This is a genomic window from Neobacillus nitrireducens (assembly GCF_030915405.1).
Taxonomy (GTDB): Bacteria; Bacillota; Bacilli; order Bacillales; family Cytobacillaceae; genus Neobacillus.
Genome location: NZ_CP133262.1, coordinates 3,466,008 through 3,490,498 on the forward strand (window position 1 = coordinate 3,466,008; position 24,491 = coordinate 3,490,498).

Below are 24,491 nucleotides of genomic sequence, written 5' to 3' on the forward strand. Positions count from 1 at the left end.
CTTATTAAAACTATATCATCGTCCATTTTTCATAAATAACAACAAACAAGAAATAGGAGAACAAGGTATTATGTCGAAGGAATTATTTGTAAATGGTGAATTAACACGAATCAGAAAAGAAACCCACGGAAAAAGCAAGCAAAATAAAACAGTACAAGATTTCACCTCGAGGATGGAAAAACGTAAATACTATCAAACTATCAATTATTTTGATATTCGGAATGTATTAGACGTCAAAGGTTTCTTACAAGATATTCGTTCGAATTGGAATACATATGTGTCACAGGTTAACCAATGGATACAAACTAGCCCAGTAAAAAAAATGGTCGTAACGGGCATTTTTACCGTAGTACTTAGCTTTTTTGCGAGCACATCTAATGCCGCATTTATTCAGGAATATACATATCAGGTAAAAAGCGGTGAAAAAATTGGAAATATCGCCGCCGCACATGGAATAACAGCACAAGAAATATTAGAGGCCAATGGGCTAACTTCCATTAACGGTAAAAAAATTCTTTTACCAAAAGTACATAACAGAATGGTAACCGCCACTACACTAAATGTTCGCACACACCCGACGACAGGAAGCAATATCATTGGAACCTATAAGCAAGGGGATGTAGTGAAGGTTTCATTCGTAGAAAACGGCTGGGCTGGCATTCTGATTAAAGGAAGAGTTTGTTTTGTGAGTGCCGATTACCTTACCACACAAGTAGAAACGACGAAACCGGTGATCGCTCAATCCAAACCTATGTATGTAACGGCCACTTCATTGAGAGTGAGAGAGGCTGCCTCTACCAGTAGTGCGGTATTAGGTACGCTAAAAGTAAACGAAAGTGTTTCTGTCAAATCATCCATAAATGGTTGGGCCCAGATTCATTTCAAAGGCAAAGTTGCGTACGTGAGTGCAACCTATTTAACACCTAATCGACCAGCAACAACAAAAACAAGTACATCCGTGTATGTGATAAAGCCCGGTGACACATTTACAAAAATCAGTAAAGCCCTGACGATCTCTGTCTCAGTCATTCAACAACTAAATCCAAACTTAGACTCAACAAAGTTGAAAATTGGCCAAGAAATCAAAATCCCTGCCACAACAGCTACGAATCAAATAAAAGTTGCAGCTCGTATAGGAAGGGTGGACCCCGAAGGAACGTTTCGGTTTATCACATCCAATGGGATTACGTATGCTGCCAAGGCATCAGGCCGCTTGTTAAAGGAATTAGTCGAACATCAAGGGGGAAAAGCAATCCTCACACTTGAAGGAAAAAGGGGTCAGCAAATGACTTTACGATCTTTACAATAAATCGTACAAAAAAGTAGCCTCAGATTTTGAGGCTTTTTTTATCAATCTTGGCGAGTCAGACAGCACATCCTAGCGGGTCCTCCCCAATATCGAAATCTAGACATCATTCATCTTAAAATAGGTATCTAAAAGGGGTTGGCGGAATAGTTGCTGAAGTTGGCGGAATCCCTCCACAGTTTGGTGGAATCAATCTAGAGATCCGCGGAATCACGCCACAAGTTGGCGGAAATCTCCGCTAAATCGGCGGAATCCCCAATCCAAACGCCCCTCGACCCGTAGGGAAAGTGCACTATCAATCAAGCTAATAGTAAGAATAAGATCCAGGATACCCATACCCATAATAAGGGGCACCGTAATCATAACCATAACCATTAGCAGTGAAAAATGGGCGGTTAAACCATCCATCCATAAACCCGCCGAACAAAGGGGCACCGAAATGTGGTCCCCCATACCCATAGTGAAAATGGTGATAAAACCCATGAGGGTGCAGGAATATCCGTCTCGTATCATTCCCATTAACCAAGTGCTTTCTCGATGGATCCATTTCAAACCAGTTCCTTTTTATCAAAATAGTTGGCCATGTCTCCAATTCAAACTTCAACCAATCCATAACCGTTATGGAAAGAACTTGAGCGGTGCCAATTCATCCTGTTTTTCCTCCAGAATAATTTGCGTACCTGCGTTTGCTTCTAATAAAGTCCCTAAGGTTTGGAGCCAATCTCCCACATTGGTGATTTCCTGCGCCTCCAACGTGATCTCTTCCTCATCCGATACAATTTGTTGCGTCGTACCATAACCTTCTAAAAATTGCCCCAAGGTTTGAATCCATGCTCCCAGTAATATCTGTTGTTCATTGGCATCCGATCGGACTTCTTCACTAACCAACATAATCTTTGATAAATAATATGCCTCCATGATTTGGCCAATAAATTGAATCCAGACCGCAATGGAAACTTGCTTTTCAAGCTGTAAAAGCACTTCTTCATTGTCAGAATGACTATTTTCCTTGGCTGCCTTTGTATTTTCTGTTTGAGCATTCACTGTCATTCACCCCACTTTATATATCCTTATGCAAGGATCGAGGGGAATGCCTATAAAAAAAATGGCCAGTTACCGGATCACGATAAATGGCCGCATCATCTCATAATCCTCATGCTCCAGCATATGACAGTGCCAGACATACAAGCCTGTAAACGGACCAAACCTCATAATCATTCGCGTCACTTGCTTCGGATCGGCGCGAACGGTATCTTTCCAGCCGCGTTCGTGCGGTTCGGGCGGATGCGCCGGCCCCGTATAGTGGATCGTTTTCTCCTTTTTATACCTATCCACATCAAAATCCCTGCGGTCTAACACTTGAAAATCAATTAAGTGAATGTGAATCGGGTGGGAATCCGTAGTTAAGTTAATCAAATACCATATTTCCGTCGAGCCCAATTTTGGATTTTCAGAGATGGGTGCATCCCACGACTTGTTATCAAGCAGCATCCATTCCCGGCCGTACGAATCCATCTTGTCATCTAACGTGAGAAATCGTGACCTGGAAGATGACTGTTCATGAAGCCTCGGAACAGGCATCAGAAACGCAGGAATCATACTCGTATCCACACGAGCCAAGGGAAGTACCACTTGAAACTGCATCACCGTGCCCGTATCTTCACCCACCGGCTTTCCCGCTGGAAAAGCAGCAGGCGCATCATTTTTCATAATAATATGTTTGCCCTCAAGATTCGTGAAATCAATAATCACCTCAGCCCGTTCAGCCGGCGACAACAGGATTTCATTCACACCCACCGGCTCCTGCATGAAACCCCGTTCCGTCGCAATCAAATACATCCGTGGCCCCGAATCCAGCTTCAGCCTAAAAAAACGACTATTGGCGGCGTTGAGGAGCCGAAATCGATATTTACGCGGTTCCACTTTTAAAAAGGGAAAGACCTTGCCATTCACCAACAGCATATCCCCAAAAAACTCCGGAACAATCGACGTTTCCAGTCCAGGGACAGGTTTTTTGGGCTGTTTCGGGTAAAAAAGCGACCCATCTGGATGGAACGTCTTATCTTGAATCATCAGCGGGACCTCATATTTCCCACTTGGTAAATTCAATGACCGCTCCCGCTGATCTCGGATCAAATAGAATCCTGCTAAGCCCGCATACATATTAAGCCTCGTGATCCCGAGGGCATGGTCGTGATACCAAAGGGTGCAGGCACGCTGACAATTATCATAGCGAGAAACCTGCTTCCGAAAATAAGGACCCACCTTTTCAAAGCCCTTCGTAAACCAGGCCTCGGGGTAGCCATCACTCTCCCATTCCACACACGCCCCGTGAACATGAACCACCGCCCGGACCTCCGGCACATCCTTATGGGCGCCATGTACCGAATAATCCACTGGCAAAAAATGTTGAGCCGGCAAATCATTGATCCATTTGATATACACCTTTTCATCACTTTCGACCTCCAGCGTTGGGCCCGGATAGCCGCCTTCAAAGCCCCACACTGTCGTTTCCTTCAAGTCACGATGGAAGGAATGCTTACATTCCGTCATCTTCACCTCATAATAACTAGAGGCCGCATCCCTCCACCGGGGCTTTAAAATCGCAGGAATCGGCAGTTCATCCACAAACTTAGCGAGCTTCATAGGTCCGTACCCTCCTCCCTCGGAAAATTATCATCATAGTAATGTATGAAACAGAAATCGAAAATATATTAACATAGGAAAAAGGACAGGTTATTCCAACCTGTCCTTCATTCCTTTCCAATCCTAAATTAGTAGCCGCTCATTAAAGAAGCGCCAACAATGATCAACAAAATGAAAAGTACAACGATTAAGACAAAGCTGTTACCGCCGCCATAACCGCCGCCGCCGTATCCGTAGCCCATACATGATTCACCACCTTATACCACTTTTAGGATGCCAACAACCATCCCACAAATAGTATATTTTTTCCAGAACAACATGATTGGACAAGTTCATATTTCCTATAAAAATCCGCAATTATCTCAGAAAATCAGGCATTTATTTTCCATAAATTGTCTAATTGTACAAAACCTTTAGATTTTTGTACAAAACCTATCAAAATTTGTACAAAAGTCTGTTGGAATTGTACAAAACACCTTGAAAATCGCACAAAACCATTTCTCAAACCTCTTTTTTTAAAAATGAACTCCATTCGTACTCGACCACTCATGCCACGCCGAAACCCAATCTAGACAGCGAACAATATTCCAGCCTTAGGAAACCTAAATTTCGCATGATTCACGTTAAAGGGTTCAAAATTTTTAATGAAAGAAGGTAACTTTAGAGGTTTAGGGCTTTGAACTTATAACTGTTTTTTTATCTTTGGACAGGTAACCATACCTTGATACAAGTCCAATCATAGTTTATCTAAGAGAGGTAAAAGGGAGGTGGAGGAGGTAAGTGGACGGGAAGGATCATCATCAAAAAGAAAAATCGTCGAAAGAAATGGACCCCTTTTCAAGATTTATGTTTGGCAACCGCAAGTCAAGACGCTCAAACCATTCAACAGAAAGAACAGAACCAAAAGGTGATTGGTTTTTCGGACGAAGAAGAAAGAGGATTGAAAACAAGGAAACTCAAACGACTCAAAATAAACTAGAAAACATGATGAATAATGTGGATATAGATTTGCTATTGGAAACCTATGACATCCTCGTAACAACAACCGAACAATATAAACCGATTTTGAAAGGAATAGCTCCGTTTTTTAGTAAATTCACAAACAAATTTAAAAGGTGATCCAGGCTTAGTCCGCCTGGATCTTTTTTGCAAAAACTATTTTCTATTAAAATTCCACCCCATACAACTTAAGCTCCTCCGTATCATTTGCAAGAAAGATCATCTGTTCATACTTCATGCCAATCTTTTCAAGAAGCCGAGATGACCCCACATTATCGACGGAAGTAATCCCAACAATCCGCTTCAGTCCGATTTGATCCCTGCCAAACTCCAATGTTGCAGCGGCTGCCTCAGAACCATACCCCTTTGATTGAAACCGCCCTAAAAAAGCAAAGCCCAAATCAACATCCTCTAATCCATCCCGTTTGATCAATCCACATAGCCCAACCGGGGTCCGTTCCGCATCCTTAAGCTCCGTCAAAAAGAGACCAAAGCCTAGAAGGGAGTACATCTCCATGGGCCCGGTTACAATATAGTTTCGAGCGTCATCTAAAGTCCGCACCCCTCGGTCGCCAATGAAACGCACCCAAGAAGGATCATTCAAAAGCTCAAGAATAAACGCCGCATCATCTGGTGTTAACCAGCGGAGAATTAAATGTTCTGTTTCCATTACTTTCAATTAAAATACACCTCATTTTAATGCTATTCATGAAAAATTCTTACTCAAGTCAAACTATATCATGTATCCTTAAAAGGTGGAACTTTATTCCTGTGAAGGAAATATGGTGGAAAACCCTATCTTCATATAAATTGGGTGGCTCACAAAATCGAAATGATTAATAATGAAAGGGTGAAGTTTTATGAAGTCCCTGTTTATAGGTCTTATAACAGTTTTTGTTATGTTAAGTGGTTGCTCTGAAAAGAAAGAAGAAGTGGTGAAATTCGAGGATAAAAGTTTTTCGGGCATGCTATTGATTCAAAAAACTGAAGATCAAACATCCTCTGAGGAACTGACCAAAATGGTTACAGATCAACAAAAAATAGAAAAAATATTAACATGGGTAGAAGGTCTCAACGTTAAAAAAACGGACGCGGATTACATGTTAGCTGAAATGAAAGCTCAGGATTCCTATTCTTTCAGCTTTGCTGAAGGTGAAAAGATGGAATCCGGAAAGCCAGCTCCTTATTCCTTTGTCGTATTAAATGATGGTACCTTCATATTCACCCACAAAGATGTTAATTCCCCGCAAAAACCTCGGATGACTATTGAAAAGCATAAAGATATATTAAAGGAAATGAAAGATCTATTAGAAATGGATTTTTAAGCCCAAGCAGTCATAAAAAAAGGTAACTTAAAAAGGGGCTTGGCGGAATAGTGATTCAAGTTGGCGGAATTCGCACCCTAAACTACTATTCTCCTTTCTAATAAATATACAAAAAATTACAAGTGGCGAAATTTGGGATTAGCTTTGATATTGGTGCTGTACTAAAATGGAGGGAAGGAGTGGTAAAGTTGAAAGAAATTATTCTTATGCTTACTGAACTATTAAATAATGTCCATGATTTTATAAATGTCTATGCCAACCAATCGTTAAATCTTGGTTTGAATGATAAAGACCTGCACTTTTGGATTATGGGTATCATCGGAATCTTTGTATTTCTGATCGTCCTGATCATATCTAAATTCATATCTAAAATGCCCTATGGGATCACTATCCTATCATTTCTCTACACGTTTACCTTCATGGTCGTTTTAGTATTTGCTATCGAAATACAGCAAGCAATCACGAATCGAGGCAACATGGAATTCCAAGATGCGATTGTCGGATTATGGGGTTACGTAGCATTTTTCCTAGCATTCGCCATCATTGGATTTGCCTTCCTCACTGCTAAAAGACTTATAACGACCCTCTTAAAAAAAGATTCTAATAAAAAGACTTACTAAATAATCCACTTTAATTAAGCATATGGTGCTTTTTTAACAATATCACACCGCTAGATGCATCCAACAACAGCTAGGGGTATTTTTTTAGCCGACAAAGTATTTACGGTTACTGGAAATACACTAAATAATGAGGTTCCGTTGTGTGAAAATTAACATTAGTGTGTTATTATCGTTATAACATATTAATGTTAGAACGGTTATTTTTGTTTTATTGGTTATAAACCACTAAAAAAATGTTTATAAATAGTGAGGAGGAATGATTATGACGGTAACGGTGGTGAAAGAAGTGGAACGAAAGGTAACAAGAATCGGGAATAGTTTAGGGGTTACGTTTCCACAGGAAGTATTGGAACAATTGGGAATTGCCCAAGGTGATGAAGTACGTTTTGAAATAGTGAATGGTCAAGTAACCATTAAGAAAAAAGTAAGTTTAAAACTGCCGAAAGGAATTGACGAAGAATTCTTAGAGCAGATGAACGATATGATTAATGAATACGACCAAACTTTTAAAAACTTGGTCGATAGGTAGGTAATCATGGATGAAATGAAATATTTAACAGAGCTTCAAATTATATTTCTGAACACTCACCAAATAAGACTGTATTCTCCAAAAGAACCACAAGGAGTGAAGGATAAGGGTCTATTAAGTAGCGCAGTTAATCGTCCGAAGCAGAGCGCCTTTGAGGAAGATGCCTATCCTACCATTTATGAAAAGGCAGCGGCCCTTTTTGAAAGTTTGCTAAAAAATCATTGTTTTTATAATGCAAATAAGCGAACTGCTTTTGCTAGTTTGTATATGTTTCTAAGACAAAATAAATATAGATTAATTGTCCATCCTAAAAGGGCAGAGGATTTCTGCGTTCAAATCGTGGATCCTGAACAGTCAGATGTATCCTTTGAGGAAATTGTCTCTTGGATTCACGAATGGACGGAACCTGATAATTATTAATTACGCAGGGACGGTTCTCATGGCCCTTTTTTAATTCGTCTGACCACCAGAACCGTCCCCCCGGTCGAACCGCCCCCCTGAAAAGTTTTTCTTTCAATATAGTTTAAATTTCAATTATATGCAGAAAATAAACTGAAGTTTACTCATTTACGGGAGGAATAGTGCTTGTACTTTGTCTGGGGCATGATTGGCTTACTGTTGCTTGCAACACTTTTAATGCCAAAAAGATTAACATGGAGAGAAGATATCATAACTTTTCTAATCGTAGGCTATTGTGCTTGGGTTTCACATATTTTGATTGGGGTTAAGTTAGATTGGTTGGATTTTGGCCCAACCAAGAAAGTGGAATACACGGATTGGGTCCTGGTTTCACTCGTTCCATCATTAATGGCTGTTTTATATTTAAACTTCAAAAAGGAAAAACAATCCCTACTTTATATTATGCTCTGGACAGCGCTGTCATTTTTGATGGAATTCCTACTAGCAAAAATAGGGTACATGAAACATCATCAATGGAAGATTTGGTACTCGATTCCTGTTTATTTCGTATCCTATTTTGCCTTGTATTGGTTTTTTAACAAGGTAATTAAGAATAGGTATTGAGTAAAGGTGGGCATCCAATGGGGATTTTCAGTAAATCAATAGAAGTAGACAGTAAAGTCAAAAAGCCAACAGTAATCTATGAAAAGCAGACAGTAAATAAGAGATTGTTATGAAAAGAGGTATCTGAAGTAGGCTCCTTGGCAAGAAATCCTGTCCGGTTTGACTTTGGGCTCTCTTAAAAGGGAATGACAATGACCTGATCCAGGCTTAAACGCCTGGATTTTTTAGTGGGTTTGGCAACTGGCTGATAACTTGCCGAAAGGGGCAGTCATAAAAAAGTTAACTCATTCGACTCTTCAGAAAATTATGTACACGATACGTTGGATATGTTATAGTAAGTGAAAATTACATATCGTGTAAGAGTTGGTGCCAAGCTACGGCTTGGCTTAATAGGGAAGAACGGTGTAATTCCGTCGCTGTCCCGCAACTGTAAATCGGAGTGAATCACAAATACCACTGTCTGAGGATGGGAAGGTGTGAGGAGCCATGATGATAAGCCAGGAGACCTGCCAAATTCTAGTACACACCAAATACCTACGTGGAAATAGGTGGTGACAGTCATTTGTACGACAAACGAGTTATGAGCAGCGATGTTTATGCTAGTTTTTATTAGCATACCTATAACTTGATTGTAGAGCCATTTCCATTTTGGAGATGGCTTTTTCGTATTTGGAAAATGTAGTTTAAAAAGGAGGAATGAAACATGAATTTAGTCAGTACAAGCATTGGTTACCCGTATATTGGGGAAAATCGCGAGTGGAAACGCTGTGTCGAATCTTTTTGGAAGGGGGCGAAATCAGAAGAGCAATTGATCGCCGAAATGAAAACGATTCGCTTGAATCATTTGAAGCGTCAGCAGTCCTTAGGCTTAGAATTATTAACCGTTGGGGATTTTACCTTCTATGACCGGATGCTTGATCTTGCGACAATGTTCGGACTGATTCCAAATCGTTATCAGTGGACAGGTGAAGAAGTCAACCTCACCACCTATTACGCAATGGCACGTGGGGCAAAGGATGTGGTCGCTTGTGAAATGACCAAGTGGTTTAACACAAACTATCACTACATCGTCCCTGAATATGAAGGCCAGTCCTTACATTTAACGAAAAACTATCTGTTAGATTATTTTACAGAAGCCAAAGAAGAATTAGGTGTGAACACAAAGCCGACAATTATTGGTCCGTATACGTTTGTGAAACTATCAAAAGGATACGATGCAAAAACGAAAGCATTTTTTATTTTAAAACTCATCCCGCTCTATGCACAAGTATTCCAGCAGCTTGTCGATGCAGGGGCAAGTTGGATTCAAGTGGAAGAACCAGCCCTAGTCCTATCACTTACAGCAGATGATGTAAAATTAGTCCAAGTTATTTACAAACAATTAGCAGCAGAAGTACCAGCTGCACAAATTATGTTACAAACCTATTTTGAAGGATTATCCGCTTATGAAGAACTTTCTCAATTACCGGTTGCCGGGATTGGTCTGGATTTCATCCATGGTGCCGAAGAGAATATGGTTTCCCTTCGTAAACACGGCTTCCCGCAAGATAAAGTATTAGGGATTGGTGTGGTCAATGGACGTGATATATGGCGGGCGAATTTGGCTGAAAGAGCAACCCATACGAAAGCTGTTTTATCCTTAAGTGGTGTAAAAGAAGCGTGGATTCAGTCTTCATGCAGTTTACAGCATGTCCCTGTGACGACAAAGTCAGAAACGCGTCTAGATGCCATCTTAAAAGACGCACTGTCATTTGCCGATGAGAAAATTGTGGAGTTAACACATATCACATCTTATATACGTGACGAGGCATGGGCTGGAAATAAGAGCGTGTCACAAAGTATGATGGCGATCCAAGCCTTGGCGCAACATAAGACGAGGAAGAATGCGCGTGTGAAGGATCTTGTATCACAAGTAACACTAGAACATTTTGCCCGTCCAATGACGTTTAAAGAACGTCAGTCTGTGCAGAAAGAGGCCTTAAAGTTACCAGATTATCCAACCACAACAATTGGCAGCTTCCCTCAGTCCGATCAAGTAAAACGTACACGTACAGCATGGCGTAAAAAGGAAATGACGGAAGCAGAATATACAGCGTTTCTAAAAAGTGAAACAGCCCGTTGGATACAAATTCAGGAAGAAATTGGACTGGACGTTTTAGTACATGGTGAATTTGAGCGTACAGACATGGTTGAGTACTTTGGAGAAAAGCTAGAAGGCTTTGCTTTTACAGAAAAAGCTTGGGTTGTATCCTATGGGTCACGCTGCGTAAAACCACCCATTATTTATGGTGACGTCGAGTGGACAGCGCCAATGACAGTGAAGGAGGTTGAAGCGGCACAGCAATTAACGTCTAAGTATGTGAAAGGGATGTTAACAGGTCCTGTTACCATCTTAAATTGGTCGTTTGTCCGTGATGATCTTTCACGTGAACAAGTCGCCAACCAGCTAGCTTTAGCCCTAAGAGAAGAAATTCAAGCTTTAGAAAATGCAGGCATTTCCATTATTCAAGTGGATGAACCGGCATTACGTGAGGGATTGCCTTTACGGAAAGAAAACTGGGCGGACTATTTGGCATGGGGAGTCAATGCTTTTAAGTTAGCGACTTCAAGTGTGAAGAATGAAACACAAATTCATACACATATGTGCTATTGCGAGTTTAATGACTTTATTGAACCGATTCGTGCCCTTGACGCAGATGTGATTTCGATTGAAACGTCTAGAAGTCATGGGGAACTGATTCAATCGCTGAAACAAAATCCATATGAACTTGGTATAGGTTTAGGAGTATATGATATTCATAGCCCGCGAGTACCAAGTGAAGAAGAAATCGATGCGATTTTAAACGATAGTTTAGAAGTTATTTCAAAAGATCAGTTCTGGGTAAATCCAGATTGCGGTTTAAAAACGCGTCAGGAAGAAGAAACCATTGCCTCGTTAAAAAACATGGTGGCGGCAACCCGGAAACTTCGCCTATTGCAACAGCAAACCGTTTAATGCGAAAGACAAGGTGATATATATCAGTGGTAAAACATGGATTTTTGGTAAAATAACTTGACTCCGATTGAGTGAAGTTACTTTTTAAAAAGTTCCACCTAATAAGAAGTTAAGAATTAATTAAGAATCATGAGCTATTGTTAGGATAGTCCTTTTCAAGACCCCCTTTAGATATATTACTTGATGCCCTCGACGAATGTTTCCGATCAATCTTGAGGGCTATTTTTTTGGCTGATAAATCAAGGAAAAGTTGCTGCCATAGATTGTATTGGATAAATGAAAGAAGTTGAGATAAATATGCCTAAAATAAATCGCTTCATATACAACCTCGTCAAATTGTAATGATCATTTTCCCCTTAGTATGTCCTTATTCAATAAAATTGATCAATTAGCACCAAAAAAAGAGCTGCAGCCGTTACTTAAGAACAAGCTGTTTTAATTATTAATTGCTTGATCTATGGATATCATAACTGAATTTGCAAATACTAATCCAAGACTCAGTCTAGCAAAAAAAGGTGGTGATTACATGAAGCGATTTATGGTGCTAATGCATTTAATTTCAGGTACTTTTGCAGCTGCCTTCGTTTTATACTTTGTTAGGAAAAACTCTTTCGAACATAGAAGAATTATTACATCGATTTTTGGAACTCAACTTATTTCGTGGGTATTTCTTTTTATAGCCACTATGGTAAAAAGGGCGAAACCTTAAAGTTTCGCTTTTTTCTATGCCATTATTTATATTCAAAATCATAACATCCTCCGCCATGTCTTAATAGCCTAGGTGTATTTATCTATACCTCCGTTAACAAAAGTAGGGAAGATCTAGCTGGAGCGCTTGGCTTTTTTGTGGGTTTGACGGGAAGAAAAGTCAAGTGGCCGATAAAATGCCCAAAGTGGCAGGTAATCCCTTCCAAAGCCAAATGACATCATGTATTCTAAAAAGGCAGTTAGTGGATACCATAGGAGGAGCCCGCAATGACGACGAATTTTATCAAATTAACGGAACCCACCTCTAGCATATTAGAGGTGCTAAATCGCTGGGATAACGACCCAACGCTCATTCCATTTACTCGCCCCAGCCAAAACCAAGCCGAGCTGGACCGACGGGAAAATATGTCCTTGGAGGACTTAACCAGGCGCCTGGAAGACCATCATATGTATCTGATCTATCACAATGACCAGTTGATCGGAGAAATGAACTATGTCGTCAATCCGCCCTATCTTTTCAAAAAAGAGTCAGGGACTGCCTGGATCGGGATCACAATTGGTGAGGCAATCGGACGGGGCCAAGGGATTGGGTATGCAGCCATTCAATATATAGAGGAACAGATTAAGAAGCAGGGGCTTCATCGCGTGGAATTAGGCGTGTTTGAATTTAACCACCAAGCACAGAAGCTTTATCAGAAACTCGGGTACAAAGAAATTGGCCGGATTGAAAAGTTTACCTATTGGCAAGGTCAAATGTGGACGGATATTCGAATGGAGAAAAATGTGTGAAATATGCTTTAAATCTTTCTTTTTAAAATGAACTCCATCTACGTTTTCTGAAACCTTGGTGCGGTTGCGACCTCCGCTTGGCTCCGAGAGGAATCCCAGACTCAGAAAACCTCAATACCGCAATTGAATCGTTCACGTGTTTCAAACGTAGATACGGAGAAGGAAATCTCGTGATTTCCTCCTAGCTGGAACAATCTTCTTCTAAACAATAAGGTTCAGAAAATAAACATATTTTTTTCGCATAAAATCCTTTGAAAAATAGCAGGATAATATGGGTCGCTAGGAAGAAACAAAACTTCCGATGTTACTTCAAAAGGTAACTTCAAGGAAACTTCCAGATAATTTATCAAAGGAGAGATCACGATGACAAACCGCAACAACAATCGAAATCAGCCCCATACGGGTGGTAGTAAAGCAGCCGACACGGAATTTGGAGCGGAGCTGAACCAAAGTAAAAAAGCCCGGAAACAAGCCGCAAGAGACAGTAAGAATAAGTAACACACAAAAAGAGGAAGACACCAAGGCAATGATGCACGCGCCTGTCGGAGTCATCCTCTTTTCACACTGGTTAATCACAACCATTCGCGAGGAAAATCTCATGATTTCCAATAAGATAAAAACCGCCTGATAAACAGGCGGTTACACATAGCTAACTAATAGGTTGCTTTAGGGTTGGAACCGTACTTGTTATCATTGGATTGGCTATCTGTACACATAAAGACAATTAAAATAATCGCACCAACAAAAGGGATTAGCGCAAGTAAAATCCATGCACCGCTTTTGCCGGTATCATGGAGTCTGCGAATGGACACCGCTAGCGATGGTAACAGGACGGCTAAGGAATAGAGCCCATAAAGCACGGGGTATATCCCTAGGGCTTTATCGACAACGGATAAGATAATCAAGGCAATCACATTGTAGAGAACAAACATCCAATATTCCTTCCGACTCGCTCTACCTGAAAAGCCTACATAATTCTTTAACACCTTCAAATACCATTCCACTGCAATACCCCCTCAAGAAGATATAACAAACTAATAACGTTTTACTATTGCATTATTAGTTTAGTAATCTTGAGGGATATTAAGAACAACAAATTTCAGACCCATCTCAATTTGGTTAATAAAACCGTTTAAAGCTTTCAAAGTGGGCTTGGTAATAGGCACCTTGCAAGTTGGAGATCATTACACCGGAATCATTGGCGTGGATGAACTGGTTGTTGCCGAGGTAGATCCCGAGATGGGAAATCCCTTTTTTATATGTATTTTCAAAAAAGACAATGTCGCCGGCTTTCGGTGTGTCGACATAGTATGTGCGGTCATAGTAGCCTTCCGCCGAATAACGGCCAATTTCCATGCCTGCCTGATTGGCCACGTAGTAAATAAACCCGCTGCAATCAAAGCCAGAGAGGGTACTACCGCCCCAGACATACGGAATCCCGATAAGTTCCTTTGCACTTGAAATCATCTTCACCGCCAATTCCGTATCAACAACGGTTGAGTCCGGCTTTGTCGTCCCAGGAACCTTCAGCTTTTGGCCGACATAAATTTGGTCGGAGCTTAGTTGGTTAAGCTCTTTTAATTCCTTAATCGTCAGCTGATAGCGGCCAGCGATTTTTCCCAGCGTATCACCGCTTTTGATGATATAATCCGTCGTTTCAGGTTTCTGAACAACAGGTTTCGACGGTGCTTGTGTTTTCGGTGGCGTCGTTTTTACGGGTGTCGCTGCGGCTTTCTTCACAGGGACCTTGAGTTTTTGCCCCACAAAGATCATATCTGTTTTAAGTTTGTTTAGTGACTTCAGGTTTGTTACGGTTGTTGCATGTTTCCCAGCAATCTTGCCAAGATAGTCGCCGCTTTTGACCGTATAGACACCAGTTGCTGTGGTTGTAGGGGTCTGCGGTTTTGGAGCAGGTATCACGGGCTTTTTCGCGGGTGTCGTTATCGTCGTTGTCTGTTTCGAAGCGGACACCTGCAGTCTTTGGCCGACATGAATGATCGTTGTATCGAGCTTGTTCCACTGCTTCAGTTCGCCTACACTCACGTGAAAACGGTTGGCGATTTTAATCAAAGCATCCCCTTTAACAACGGTATAGGTAGTTGGCTGTGAGAGCTGCGTCATGTTGCTCGCTACGGTTATTTTGAGCATTTGGTTAACGGAGAGAAAATCCGATTTCAGACCGTTGGATGTTTTAATTGCTAAGACTGTTGTATCGTATTTTCCGGCAATTTTCGATAAGGTATCGCCTTTTTCCACCTTGTATGTATCGGCCAGGGCAGTGCCTGCATATACAGTCGAAAGCAGGGCAGCTGTCGATAGGGCACGAACAATAGTTTTCTTCATCTAGCACATCACCTCTTTTTTTACACATTTTTATTAATTTTACCATAGTTTACTAGTATTTCCGATAAAAAGTTGCAAATCCATCCTGAATTGTAAGCGAAAAATGATATATTAGCGGAATTATTAAAAAATTGAGAAGAATAGTCCGAGAAGGGAGGTGTTTTATCTCTATTTATAACAAATACTTACAATATTCATTAATTTATAACAAATCCTACGGGAGCTCTATTTACATCTTACTTTCAAGCTTGTAAAATTGACTATTAGAGTAGACTAAAGGAGGAAGTGAGAGGTGGAGCGGACGGTAGAGGATCATAGCGATAAAATGGCCTATTTCTCAGAGATTGTGAGAAAGGCATATGAAACGGGCAAAAACGAGCATGGAATCACCTTAGAAAAACTAATCGCAGACTTAGAAGCGGACCTGAAAAATTTGATGGTTGGCTAATTATATATATACCAATGGCTATCGCTGAAAAGAATGATAGTCTTTTTTTGTGCCATCAACCTCGGACCTGTTCATTCGAATGTTTCCTAGTTTCTTCTATTATACAGGGAGTTTTCACTATGGTTACGTTTTCAATTAACAGCATAGCCAGGTGATATTTATAAAAACAAAAAAGCGAATCATCATTCGGATTCGCTTTTACTAATAAGAAATTGTGTAAGGTACTCACTCCATAGTTGATTCCCCTTGTCGCTAGGAGCACTTTGGTCGGGTAGTAAATAATCTTTAATTTCCTTCGAATCTGGATTAGGCCAGGTTGACCAATGATCGATATAGGTAATTTTGTTTTTCTTTGCAAATTTCTTTAGTTCTTCCACCTGTGCGGGGTAAATTTTGGCCTTATAAATTGGAAAAGCTGGCTGGAGGATAAAGGCAGTCTCCGGATTCCTTGTTTGTATGTCATCCATGAACGTAGTAGCATCCTTTAAGGAGTCTTCTATGAGGACTTCACCATTATTCAACCAAATAAATGGTTCGAAAATAATTAAATCCGCTTTTTCAGAAGCAATCTCCGCTGGGGTATGGTTATGAATGAATTGTGTTGAGGTTGAATTAAAGGTTTGAATGGTTACTTGGATATGGTCTTGCCCAAAAGCTTTCATTAAGTGTTCTTTAACTAACGGAAATGCCCCACTTGTTTCGGAACCCATCGCAGGAGAGCCGACAAAGAGCAGTTTAAATACCTTCTTCTCATCAAGTGTTTGCTGGAATCTGTCGATGGAACGACTCGGCCAATTCCTAGTAAGTTTCAGCAACTCGTTACTATTTTCATTCGTTTGGGTATCCACCTTAGAAGGCTGTTTATCCGATGTGCTTGGAGCCATGTTTGAAGCGGTTGTTATTCGTTGATTCCAATAAGAATGTCCATAAAAGAGTATCGTAATACATGCTATACCTAACAGGATCGTAAAAAGATTCTTCATTAGTAATTTAACCCCCAAAAAGTTTTGCCTTTTTATTATAGCAGATTAATTTTGAAAATTAATTCCAATTTCGAAATTAATCTACAAAATCTTACAAAATGGTGTAGAATAGGTAACGTGAATAGGAAAAAAACTAGAAAAAATGTCAAATTGTCGAAAACAGTAAATAATATATGATATAATTGCTTTTGTGTCTATTTTGGATAATTATGGGGAGGACATCATGGAGGAAACAATAAGTTTAAAAGAATTGATGCAAACACTGCGAAAGCGACTAAGTTTAATATTAAGCATAACATTCATCGCCGTATTAATAAGTGGTGTGGTTAGTTACTTTTTCCTAACCCCTATTTATCAAGCATCAACACAATTGCTGGTAAATCAATCGAAAAACGATGAGACAGCCTACCAGTATAATGAAGTGCAAACGAATCTTCAATTGATCAATACGTACAATGTTATTATAAAAAGTCCTGTAATACTAGAAAAGGTTATAAAAGACTTAAAGTTAGATATGACAGTTACTGAACTAAATGAGAAAATTACGGTTCAAAATGAAAAAGATTCACAGGTCGTCAATCTATCTGTTCAAGATACAAGTGAAACAACAGCAGTAAAAATTGCTAACAAAACAGCAGCTGTTTTTCAAAAGGAAATCGTCAAGATTATGAATGTTGATAATGTTAGTATTCTAGCAAAAGCTACGGTAGCGGATCATCCCTCACCGATTAAGCCACAGCCACTATTAAACATTGCGATTGCGATGGTAGTTGGTTTAATGGCAGGTGTAGGCTTAGCCTTCCTACTTGAATACATGGACAATACCATCAAAGATGAACAAGAAATTGAAAAATTACTTGGATTACCTGTCCTTGGTGTCATAGCAACCATGGATGAATCAGAAATAAAGGCAAGTATAAAAAAACATGCGAAGCAAAATGTTAGAGTAAGAGGTGAATCCATTGGCTCTTAAAAAGAATAAAAATAAAGCTGCTAGTAGTAGAAGAACAATCATCACAATGTTGGATTCTAAATCACCGATTTCGGAACAATATCGAACGATTAGAACCAATATTCAATATTCTTCGGTTGACCAAGAAGTGAAAACGCTGATGGTGACATCGTCCGGCCCTGGTGAAGGGAAGTCAACGACAGTTGCCAATTTAGCGGTCGTTTTTGCCCAGCAAGGAAAAAAAGTGTTACTTGTTGACGCAGATTTAAGGAAACCAACTGTACATTATACCTTTAACCAAACCAATACATTTGGATTGACCAGTGTATTAACAAAGCAAATGACACTAGACAAGGCCATTTCAGAAACAGAAGGGAAAAATCTTTTTGTTTTAACAAGTGGGCCAATTCCTCCCAATCCAGCAGAGTTATTAAGTTCACGTGTAATGGAACAATTCTTCCATGATGCTCAAGAATTGTTTGATATTGTACTATTTGACACACCACCGGTTTTAGCCGTAACGGATGCCCAAATATTAGCGAACAAATGTGAAGGTACCATACTAGTGGTTTCAAGCGGTAAAACTGAGAGGGACCCCGTAGTTAAAGCAAAAGAACTACTTGATTCTGCTCAAAGTAAGCTGCTAGGTGTAGTCTTAAATAATAAGAAAATACAAAACACAAATTATTATTACTATTACGGCGCTAAATGACAAGTTTCGACATATTACACCCTTTACCAAGAGAAAAGTAAGTGTTAATATGTACAACGTCCTATATTATTGTTAATTTTATGGAAGGGGATGAGCAGATGATTGATATCCATTGTCATATTTTGTCTGGTATTGACGACGGTGCAAAAAGTATTGATGATAGTCTGTTAATGGCAAGAAAAGCGGCAAGTGAAGGGATTCATACAATCATTGCCACCCCTCATTTAAATAGCCAGTACGATAACAAAAAAGAACTGATTCTTTCGAAAGTGGACCAGTTAAATCAAGCACTAGCAGTAGCAAATATAGATCTGATCATCCTACCGGGGCAAGAGCCAAGAATTTACGGAGATATAATAGAAGATTTTGAGAAAAATGAGATTCAAACTTTAAATGATAGCCAATATCTATTTATTGAATTCCCATCCAATCATGTTCCGAGATATACGGAAAAGCTCCTATTTGATCTCCAAGTAAAAGGTCTGACGCCTATTATTGTTCACCCCGAACGAAATTCAGAGCTGATCGAGCGGCCTGAAATTCTCTATCGCTTAGTGGAGAAGGGTGCTTTAACACAGGTCACGGCCTCAAGCCTTTGTGGTTATTTCGGGAAAAAGATAAAAGGCTTTTCTATGCAATTAATCGAAGCAAATCTAACTCACTTTATTGCTTCGGATGCCCATAACATCGTAAACCGATCTTTCAAAATGGAAGAAGCTTTCAACATAATAGATTCTAAGTTTGGTACTGACTATGTGTATCTCTTTCAAGAAAATCCTCAATTATTAATCGCAGGGAAAAATGTAATAAAAGAGATGCCTGTCCTGATAAAAAGGAAAAAGAAATTTTTGCTTTTTTAACCAACTATGCCGATAAGAAAAGCAGAGTATTATCCACATCTATTTCAGGTTTATTCACCTGAACGGCGAGGCTTCCCTGTCCGTTATCCATGGAGGCACTCGGTTGTGCTGTGGGCCTATTAGCATAGGGACCTTAGACGCATGTCGTCAAGAGCATGATGTGAGGCTGGGTTAAATGCCCGACTTAAAAAAAACCTTAAATATCTAATGAAATAATAAGTGGTGTAAGCACTTGCGATTCCATTAGATATTTATTTTTTTGCTCCTTTGCTTTAGCAGAGGAAAGAGTTTATTAGATAAACAAAAGATAATTAGTGGGGGAATTAGGAGTGAAAAGAGTTAGAAAAGCCATCATTCCGGCTGCAGGTCTGGGAACAAGATTCTTGCCAGCAACAAAAGCAATGCCAAAAGAAATGCTTCCAATTGTTGATAAACCAACGATTCAGTACATAGTAGAAGAGGCTGTGGCATCTGGGATCGAAGACATCATCATTGTAACTGGAAAAGGAAAACGAGCAATCGAAGATCATTTCGACAATGCCTTCGAGCTAGAACAGAATCTAATCGAGAAAGAAAAATACGAGTTATTAGAAAGAGTTCAGTATGCGACAAAATTAGCGGATATCCATTACATTCGTCAAAAAGAGCCGAAGGGACTTGGTCATGCCGTCTGGTCAGCAAGACATTTTATCGGTAATGAACCATTCGCAGTTCTTTTAGGTGATGACATTGTACAAAGTGAGACGCCTTGTCTAAAACAATTAATGAATCAGTATCAAGAAACCTTCTCTTCTGTCATTGGTGTGCAGCAAGTCGCTGATCATGAAACACACCGTTATGGAATTATAGACCCTTCAACGCAGGATGGAAGACGTTATCAAGTGAATAACTTCGTTGAAAAACCAAAGCAAGGTACAGCTCCATCAAATTTAGCTATTATGGGGCGATATATCTTAACCCCTGAAATCTTTATGTTCCTTGACCGTCAGGAAAAAGGTGCCGGCGGAGAGATTCAACTAACTGATGCGATTCAACGCTTAAATGAAATACAAAGAGTATTTGCCTATGACTTTGAAGGAAAACGATATGACGTTGGTGAAAAATTTGGTTTCGTGAAGACAACAATTGAGTTTGCCTTGCAGCATGATGACATCCATGACGATATGCTAGATTACCTAAAGAATCTAGTTACTTCATTAGATAAAGAAAAAGCAATTTTTTAGAGAGAAGGAAGGGGTCAAGGTTGTCTAATCTGGCAAATCAAGAAGTTTCTTATTTAGAAACAAAGAAGTCACTTGTGAATAATGGGAGAACATACTTACTATCAAAAAGAACAATAGATATTATTGGGTCATCATTCGGAATTATCTTGTTAAGTCTTCTGTTTATAGTTATCGGCATTTTAATCAAGATCGAAGACCCCAAAGGGAAAGTTTTTTTCTCGCAAAAGCGTATAGGGTTAAATGGAAAGGAATTTAAGATGTATAAATTCCGTTCGATGGTATCCAATGCGGAGGAAAAGTTACAAGAACTGTTAAAGCATAATGAAGTATCGGGTGCCATGTTTAAAATGAAGGATGACCCAAGGATTACTATAGTTGGGAAATTTATTAGGAAAACGAGTATCGACGAATTGCCTCAGCTATTCAATGTTTTAAAAGGTGATATGAGTTTGGTTGGTCCGCGTCCACCGCTTCCTCGTGAAGTTGTTCTTTACTCTGAATATGATAAGCAACGTTTAATGGTAACACCAGGGTGTACAGGGCTATGGCAGGTTAGTGGGAGAAATAGTGTAGGTTTCAAAGAAATGGTAGAGTTGGATTTGATATATATACGTAATCGATCAATAAAATTTGATATTAAAATTATTTTCAAAACTGTCTCGGTGTTATTTAGATCAAATAACGCATATTAAATTCATCATATTTTATTCATTAATCAAAAGTAAAAAATGTTTATATCTGTACCATAATAAAAAAATAGGAGAATTATCAACTTGAAATTATCTGTGCTAATTCCAACCTTTAATGCTGAAAAATACATCTTCAGTCTATTAAGCGCACTATTTAGTCAAAAAATTAATCTAGAGGTTGAAATAATTATTGTAGATTCATCATCTACAGATAATACTTTAAAAATAATAACTTCTAGTTTTCCAGAGGTTAAGACGAAGGTAATACACAACAAACAATTTGATCATGGGGGTACTAGGAATTTCCTAGCATCTCTAGCTTCTGGTGACCTTTTATTATTCATGACTCAGGATGCTATACCTATAGATGATTATCTATTTGATAAACTAGTCCAACCTTTAATAAAAGATAGTCATATTGCCGTATCTTATGCAAGGCAAATACCAAAGCCCGAGGCAAGTACTTTAGAAAGATTCGCCAGAAACTTCAATTATCCTAATATATCAATTTTGAAATCTAAAGATTCACTAAAAGAATTAGGCATAAAGACCTTTTTTAATTCTAATGTTTGTAGTTTGTATAGAAAAAAAGTATTTGAAGAGATGGGAGGTTTTCCGGAAAATATTATATTGAACGAGGATATGATCTTTGCATCAAAATCAATATTAAAGGGACACAAGGTCTTCTATAATTCTGAAGCAAAAGTAAACCATTCTCATAACTATTCATATAATCAACAGTTTAAACGATACTTTGATATTGGTATGGCATTTAAGGAAACAAATTACTTGTTAAAGATAGCTTCTAATGAAAAAGAAGGCTTTAAAATGATTCGAAATCAAATTAGGTATCTACTTCTTAATAAAGAATACAAATATATCATTGTTGCATTAATTGAAAATTTTATAAAACTTATAGCTTATAATCTTGGTAAAAAACATGAAATTATCCCTATAAAAATAAAAAGAAAAATATCAGCTTATTTAAAATAACATTAATAATATAGGAGTGTTAGAATTGAAGGCTATTGCATTCTATTTACCTCAGTTCCATAGAATACCAGAAAATGATAAGTGGTGGGGAGAGGGCTTTACAGAATGGACTAATACCAGAAAGACTAAGAGTTTGTTTAGTGGACATCATCAGCCAAGAGACCCATTAAATAACTATTATTATGATTTATCAAATCCTGAAGCTAGAAGATGGCAGGCGGAATTGGCAAAAAAGTATGGAATCCATGGATTTTGTTATTATCATTACTGGTTCAAAGGTAAACGATTGTTAGAAAAACCATTTAATGAAGTTTTAAATAGTGGAGAACCTGATTTACCATTTTGTTTGTCTTGGGCTAATGAGCCTTGGACTAGAGCATGGGATGGTGGAGAAAGGCAAGTTCTCATGCCTCAGGATTATGGAGACGAAAAGGATTGGTTAGAACATTTCAATTATCTTATCCATTCTTTTAAGGATGAACGTTATATAAAGGTTAATAATAAGCCACTTTTTGTTATTTATAGACCTGCAAGTATTCCTAGATGTGGTGAAATGTTGAAATATTGGAATAACAAAGCACAAGAACATGGTCTTTCAGGAATTCATTTTATTGAAATGCTTACTAGTTTTGAAAAATCAAATGTTCAAGAATTTGATGCATATATTGAGTTTGAACCTATGCATACAATTAGACATCATTTTCCATTGTGGTTCTTAGCTGTAAGAAAAATAAGAAAGGAAATTCGTTCTTATTTTAGTAAACTTAGAATTGATAAAAATTTATTCTTAGATAATATTATGACCTATGATTTAATTTGGAAAAGGATTTTAAATAGAAAATTAGATAGATTAACATATCCAGGTGCCTTTGTTGGTTGGGATAATTCTCCGAGGAGAGGTCAAAATGGATTAATGGTAAAAGGTTCTACTCCTGAAAAATTTGGGTATTACTTAGAGGAACAAATAAAAAGATCTATTTCATCAAATAATCAAGAGTTTTTATTTATTAATGCTTGGAATGAGTGGGCAGAAGGGACTTATTTAGAGCCGGATACAAAGTTCGGATATAGATACTTAGAAGAGGTAAAAAGAATTGTTGAGAAATATAAATAGTTATTAAAAGTATATTTGGAATGTAGGTGTAAATATGAATATACTATATATCTGTAATGATATGGAAATTGGTGGATCTCAAAGGGCCATTATTGCTGAAATTAAACAACTTCAAAAAAAAGGGCATAAAGTGATTTTGGTAAGCAGAGGTGGATCTCTTGAATCCGTGTTAAATAATGATAAGGTATCTTTTTATAAATTAAAATTTCCCTATATAGGGACAAATGAACTACATCAAAACAATAAATTTTCTGTTAAAGAACACCTTCTATTTATTTACCATATTTTAATAAAAACATCACTCCGGAAAAATATATATAGTCTTTTAAGAATTATTAAAAAACATAATATAGATATAATAAAAGCTCATCAACCAGGACCTAGTTTTATTGGATACCTAGCTGCTAAAAAACTAAACCTTCCTTTAATAATTAGGGTTCAGCATATTTTAAGAAATGAGTTTCCTCCACCATTTTACAAGAAAATAGTGAAATATTGTTCTTCTATTTCAGTCATAACAAAAGAAGTTGAAGATTTCCTAATTAATGTTTATGAAGTGGATAAAAATAAAATAAGTATAATTCCTAATCAAATTATATTTGATCAGCCACTCTTATCAGGAAATCATAATAATGATAGTACCAGTAATTTATTAAGGATATTGACAGTATCTCGTTTAGCTGAAGATAAATATAATTCCGTAATGGAATTAATAGAAGCTGTAGATAAATTACTTGGAAATGGAGTGAATTGTCATTTAAAAATTATTGGTGATGGATCAAATAAAAGTGACATAGTACGTCAAATACAAAACATGAAAAATAATAGTAATAATGTAGAGTTAGTAGGTTCTAAGAAAGATGTTATTCCGTATTACTTAGAAACAGATGTGGTTGTTGGAGTGGGGAGAGTAGCAATGGAGGCACTTTATTTTAAAAAGCTTCTATTATGTTGTAGTCACTTTGCTTACGGTGGTTTATTTGCTAAGGAATCAGCTGAAGAAATTAGTCATTATAACTTTTCAGGTAGAGGTGGTTCTACGAATTCATTGAATAGTGATAATATTTTTGAGGACTTAAAATTCATTAATAATTTGAATTCTGAACAAAAGAATGAAATGGTAGCATTTAATAATAAATTTTACAATGATCATTATGATTCAAATATAGTGACAAATAAACTAGAATCTATGTTTCAAAATTTTATTAAAAAAACAATAAACTCTGGGTGAAAA

The 24,491-nt window shown here is 38.2% G+C and carries 27 protein-coding genes and 1 riboswitch; of the genes, 19 read left to right on the top strand and 8 right to left on the bottom strand.

The features are described from left to right. Positions 1-70: 70 nt before the first annotated feature. A complete protein-coding gene (locus RCG22_RS16775; RefSeq protein WP_308103849.1) occupies positions 71-1,309 on the top strand; it encodes an SH3 domain-containing protein in 1,239 nt (412 codons plus the stop codon). Positions 1,310-1,610: 301 nt separating this feature from the next. Here the strand turns inward: RCG22_RS16775 and RCG22_RS16780 are convergent, their stop codons facing one another. The 4 genes from RCG22_RS16780 to RCG22_RS16795 form a co-directional block, all read right to left on the bottom strand. Further along, positions 1,611-1,919: a hypothetical protein gene (locus RCG22_RS16780; RefSeq protein WP_308103850.1), complete on the bottom strand. Its 309-nt coding sequence runs from the start codon at positions 1,917-1,919 to the stop codon at positions 1,611-1,613. 5 nt (positions 1,920-1,924) lie between these two features. Continuing rightward, on the bottom strand, positions 1,925-2,350 hold the full coding sequence (locus tag RCG22_RS16785) for a hypothetical protein (protein WP_308103851.1): 426 nt from the start codon (positions 2,348-2,350) through the stop codon (positions 1,925-1,927). Positions 2,351-2,419: 69 nt separating this feature from the next. Next, positions 2,420-3,952 (bottom strand): multicopper oxidase family protein, encoded by a 1,533-nt coding sequence (locus RCG22_RS16790; protein ID WP_308103852.1) that lies wholly within the window; start codon positions 3,950-3,952, stop codon positions 2,420-2,422. A gap of 128 nt (positions 3,953-4,080) precedes the next feature. Beyond that, on the bottom strand, positions 4,081-4,194 hold the full coding sequence (locus RCG22_RS16795) for a YjcZ family sporulation protein (protein WP_308103853.1): 114 nt from the start codon (positions 4,192-4,194) through the stop codon (positions 4,081-4,083). A gap of 538 nt (positions 4,195-4,732) precedes the next feature. Here RCG22_RS16795 and RCG22_RS16800 point away from each other — a divergent pair. After that, complete coding sequence (locus RCG22_RS16800; RefSeq protein WP_308103854.1) at positions 4,733-5,071, top strand: hypothetical protein; 339 nt, start codon at positions 4,733-4,735, stop codon at positions 5,069-5,071. 46 nt (positions 5,072-5,117) lie between these two features. Here RCG22_RS16800 and RCG22_RS16805 read toward each other — a convergent pair whose 3' ends face one another. Next, complete coding sequence (locus tag RCG22_RS16805) at positions 5,118-5,630, bottom strand: GNAT family N-acetyltransferase (protein ID WP_308103855.1); 513 nt, start codon at positions 5,628-5,630, stop codon at positions 5,118-5,120. Between the two features lie 220 nt (positions 5,631-5,850). Between RCG22_RS16805 and RCG22_RS16810 the strand changes: the two genes are divergently transcribed. The 8 genes from RCG22_RS16810 to RCG22_RS16845 all read left to right on the top strand — a co-directional run bounded on the left by RCG22_RS16810 (position 5,851) and on the right by RCG22_RS16845 (position 13,438). Next, positions 5,851-6,276, top strand: a complete 426-nt coding sequence (locus tag RCG22_RS16810; RefSeq protein ID WP_308103856.1) for a hypothetical protein — start codon at positions 5,851-5,853, stop codon at positions 6,274-6,276. Between the two features lie 179 nt (positions 6,277-6,455). Then, on the top strand, positions 6,456-6,896 hold the full coding sequence (locus tag RCG22_RS16815; RefSeq protein WP_308103857.1) for a hypothetical protein: 441 nt from the start codon (positions 6,456-6,458) through the stop codon (positions 6,894-6,896). A 262-nt stretch (positions 6,897-7,158) separates the two neighbouring features. Further along, positions 7,159-7,425, top strand: coding sequence for an AbrB/MazE/SpoVT family DNA-binding domain-containing protein (locus RCG22_RS16820; protein ID WP_308103858.1), 267 nt, complete (start codon positions 7,159-7,161; stop codon positions 7,423-7,425). A gap of 15 nt (positions 7,426-7,440) precedes the next feature. Then, positions 7,441-7,845, top strand: coding sequence for a type II toxin-antitoxin system death-on-curing family toxin (locus tag RCG22_RS16825; RefSeq protein ID WP_308107189.1), 405 nt, complete (start codon positions 7,441-7,443; stop codon positions 7,843-7,845). 165 nt (positions 7,846-8,010) lie between these two features. Next, positions 8,011-8,448, top strand: a complete 438-nt coding sequence (locus tag RCG22_RS16830; protein WP_308103859.1) for a CBO0543 family protein — start codon at positions 8,011-8,013, stop codon at positions 8,446-8,448. A 347-nt stretch (positions 8,449-8,795) separates the two neighbouring features. Continuing rightward, positions 8,796-8,976, top strand: a riboswitch (cobalamin riboswitch). A gap of 175 nt (positions 8,977-9,151) precedes the next feature. Continuing rightward, the gene (gene metE / locus RCG22_RS16835) at positions 9,152-11,443 is read left to right on the top strand and encodes a 5-methyltetrahydropteroyltriglutamate--homocysteine S-methyltransferase (RefSeq protein WP_308103861.1); all 2,292 of its coding nucleotides are present in this window, start codon (positions 9,152-9,154) and stop codon (positions 11,441-11,443) included. 975 nt (positions 11,444-12,418) lie between these two features. Continuing rightward, positions 12,419-12,940, top strand: coding sequence for a GNAT family N-acetyltransferase (locus RCG22_RS16840; RefSeq protein WP_308103862.1), 522 nt, complete (start codon positions 12,419-12,421; stop codon positions 12,938-12,940). A gap of 363 nt (positions 12,941-13,303) precedes the next feature. Further along, the gene (locus RCG22_RS16845; RefSeq protein WP_308103863.1) at positions 13,304-13,438 is read left to right on the top strand and encodes a hypothetical protein; all 135 of its coding nucleotides are present in this window, start codon (positions 13,304-13,306) and stop codon (positions 13,436-13,438) included. A gap of 155 nt (positions 13,439-13,593) precedes the next feature. On the opposite strand, the gene RCG22_RS16850 is transcribed toward RCG22_RS16845, so the two are convergent. Both RCG22_RS16850 and RCG22_RS16855 read right to left on the bottom strand, forming a co-directional pair. After that, positions 13,594-13,944, bottom strand: a complete 351-nt coding sequence (locus tag RCG22_RS16850) for a DUF805 domain-containing protein (protein ID WP_308103864.1) — start codon at positions 13,942-13,944, stop codon at positions 13,594-13,596. A 115-nt stretch (positions 13,945-14,059) separates the two neighbouring features. Continuing rightward, positions 14,060-15,283, bottom strand: a complete 1,224-nt coding sequence (locus RCG22_RS16855) for a C40 family peptidase (protein WP_308103865.1) — start codon at positions 15,281-15,283, stop codon at positions 14,060-14,062. A 292-nt stretch (positions 15,284-15,575) separates the two neighbouring features. Between RCG22_RS16855 and RCG22_RS16860 the strand changes: the two genes are divergently transcribed. Further along, positions 15,576-15,731 carry a YwzD family small protein gene (locus tag RCG22_RS16860; RefSeq protein WP_308103866.1) on the top strand — a complete coding sequence of 52 codons (156 nt, stop codon included), beginning with the start codon at positions 15,576-15,578 and terminating at the stop codon, positions 15,729-15,731. A 182-nt stretch (positions 15,732-15,913) separates the two neighbouring features. Here the strand turns inward: RCG22_RS16860 and RCG22_RS16865 are convergent, their stop codons facing one another. Continuing rightward, positions 15,914-16,714, bottom strand: coding sequence for an SGNH/GDSL hydrolase family protein (locus tag RCG22_RS16865; RefSeq protein ID WP_308103867.1), 801 nt, complete (start codon positions 16,712-16,714; stop codon positions 15,914-15,916). A 223-nt stretch (positions 16,715-16,937) separates the two neighbouring features. On the opposite strand from RCG22_RS16865, the gene RCG22_RS16870 reads away from it, so the two are divergent. The 8 genes from RCG22_RS16870 (at position 16,938) to RCG22_RS16905 (ending at position 24,488) form a co-directional block, all read left to right on the top strand. Continuing rightward, complete coding sequence (locus tag RCG22_RS16870) at positions 16,938-17,687, top strand: YveK family protein (protein ID WP_308103868.1); 750 nt, start codon at positions 16,938-16,940, stop codon at positions 17,685-17,687. A gap of 46 nt (positions 17,688-17,733) precedes the next feature. After that, positions 17,734-18,378, top strand: a complete 645-nt coding sequence (locus tag RCG22_RS16875; RefSeq protein WP_308107190.1) for a CpsD/CapB family tyrosine-protein kinase — start codon at positions 17,734-17,736, stop codon at positions 18,376-18,378. A 98-nt stretch (positions 18,379-18,476) separates the two neighbouring features. Then, positions 18,477-19,238, top strand: a complete 762-nt coding sequence (locus RCG22_RS16880) for a tyrosine-protein phosphatase (protein ID WP_308107191.1) — start codon at positions 18,477-18,479, stop codon at positions 19,236-19,238. A 329-nt stretch (positions 19,239-19,567) separates the two neighbouring features. Then, complete coding sequence (gene galU, locus RCG22_RS16885; RefSeq protein ID WP_308103869.1) at positions 19,568-20,461, top strand: UTP--glucose-1-phosphate uridylyltransferase GalU; 894 nt, start codon at positions 19,568-19,570, stop codon at positions 20,459-20,461. A 20-nt stretch (positions 20,462-20,481) separates the two neighbouring features. Next, on the top strand, positions 20,482-21,153 hold the full coding sequence (locus tag RCG22_RS16890) for a sugar transferase (protein WP_374049372.1): 672 nt from the start codon (positions 20,482-20,484) through the stop codon (positions 21,151-21,153). An 81-nt stretch (positions 21,154-21,234) separates the two neighbouring features. Then, positions 21,235-22,143 (top strand): glycosyltransferase family 2 protein, encoded by a 909-nt coding sequence (locus RCG22_RS16895; protein ID WP_308103870.1) that lies wholly within the window; start codon positions 21,235-21,237, stop codon positions 22,141-22,143. Between the two features lie 25 nt (positions 22,144-22,168). Further along, on the top strand, positions 22,169-23,257 hold the full coding sequence (locus RCG22_RS16900; protein ID WP_308103871.1) for a glycosyltransferase WbsX family protein: 1,089 nt from the start codon (positions 22,169-22,171) through the stop codon (positions 23,255-23,257). Positions 23,258-23,318: 61 nt separating this feature from the next. Further along, positions 23,319-24,488 (top strand): glycosyltransferase, encoded by a 1,170-nt coding sequence (locus RCG22_RS16905; RefSeq protein WP_308103872.1) that lies wholly within the window; start codon positions 23,319-23,321, stop codon positions 24,486-24,488. Positions 24,489-24,491: the final 3 nt, after the last annotated feature.

Excerpts from the sequence above, each read along its gene's own strand:
- RCG22_RS16775 (WP_308103849.1), top strand. The coding sequence starts at position 71 with ATGTCGAAGGAATTATTTGTAAATGGTGAATTAACACGAATCAGAAAA.
- RCG22_RS16780 (WP_308103850.1), bottom strand. The coding sequence starts at position 1,919 with ATGGATTGGTTGAAGTTTGAATTGGAGACATGGCCAACTATTTTGATA.
- RCG22_RS16790 (WP_308103852.1), bottom strand. The coding sequence starts at position 3,952 with ATGAAGCTCGCTAAGTTTGTGGATGAACTGCCGATTCCTGCGATTTTA.
- RCG22_RS16795 (WP_308103853.1), bottom strand. The coding sequence starts at position 4,194 with ATGGGCTACGGATACGGCGGCGGCGGTTATGGCGGCGGTAACAGCTTT.
- RCG22_RS16810 (WP_308103856.1), top strand. The coding sequence starts at position 5,851 with ATGTTAAGTGGTTGCTCTGAAAAGAAAGAAGAAGTGGTGAAATTCGAG.
- RCG22_RS16820 (WP_308103858.1), top strand. The coding sequence starts at position 7,159 with ATGACGGTAACGGTGGTGAAAGAAGTGGAACGAAAGGTAACAAGAATC.
- RCG22_RS16825 (WP_308107189.1), top strand. The coding sequence starts at position 7,441 with ATGAAATATTTAACAGAGCTTCAAATTATATTTCTGAACACTCACCAA.
- metE (WP_308103861.1), top strand. The coding sequence starts at position 9,152 with ATGAATTTAGTCAGTACAAGCATTGGTTACCCGTATATTGGGGAAAAT.
- RCG22_RS16840 (WP_308103862.1), top strand. The coding sequence starts at position 12,419 with ATGACGACGAATTTTATCAAATTAACGGAACCCACCTCTAGCATATTA.
- RCG22_RS16845 (WP_308103863.1), top strand. The coding sequence starts at position 13,304 with ATGACAAACCGCAACAACAATCGAAATCAGCCCCATACGGGTGGTAGT.
- RCG22_RS16855 (WP_308103865.1), bottom strand. The coding sequence starts at position 15,283 with ATGAAGAAAACTATTGTTCGTGCCCTATCGACAGCTGCCCTGCTTTCG.
- RCG22_RS16865 (WP_308103867.1), bottom strand. The coding sequence starts at position 16,714 with ATGAAGAATCTTTTTACGATCCTGTTAGGTATAGCATGTATTACGATA.
- RCG22_RS16870 (WP_308103868.1), top strand. The coding sequence starts at position 16,938 with ATGGAGGAAACAATAAGTTTAAAAGAATTGATGCAAACACTGCGAAAG.
- RCG22_RS16875 (WP_308107190.1), top strand. The coding sequence starts at position 17,734 with ATGTTGGATTCTAAATCACCGATTTCGGAACAATATCGAACGATTAGA.
- RCG22_RS16880 (WP_308107191.1), top strand. The coding sequence starts at position 18,477 with ATGATTGATATCCATTGTCATATTTTGTCTGGTATTGACGACGGTGCA.
- RCG22_RS16905 (WP_308103872.1), top strand. The coding sequence starts at position 23,319 with ATGGAAATTGGTGGATCTCAAAGGGCCATTATTGCTGAAATTAAACAA.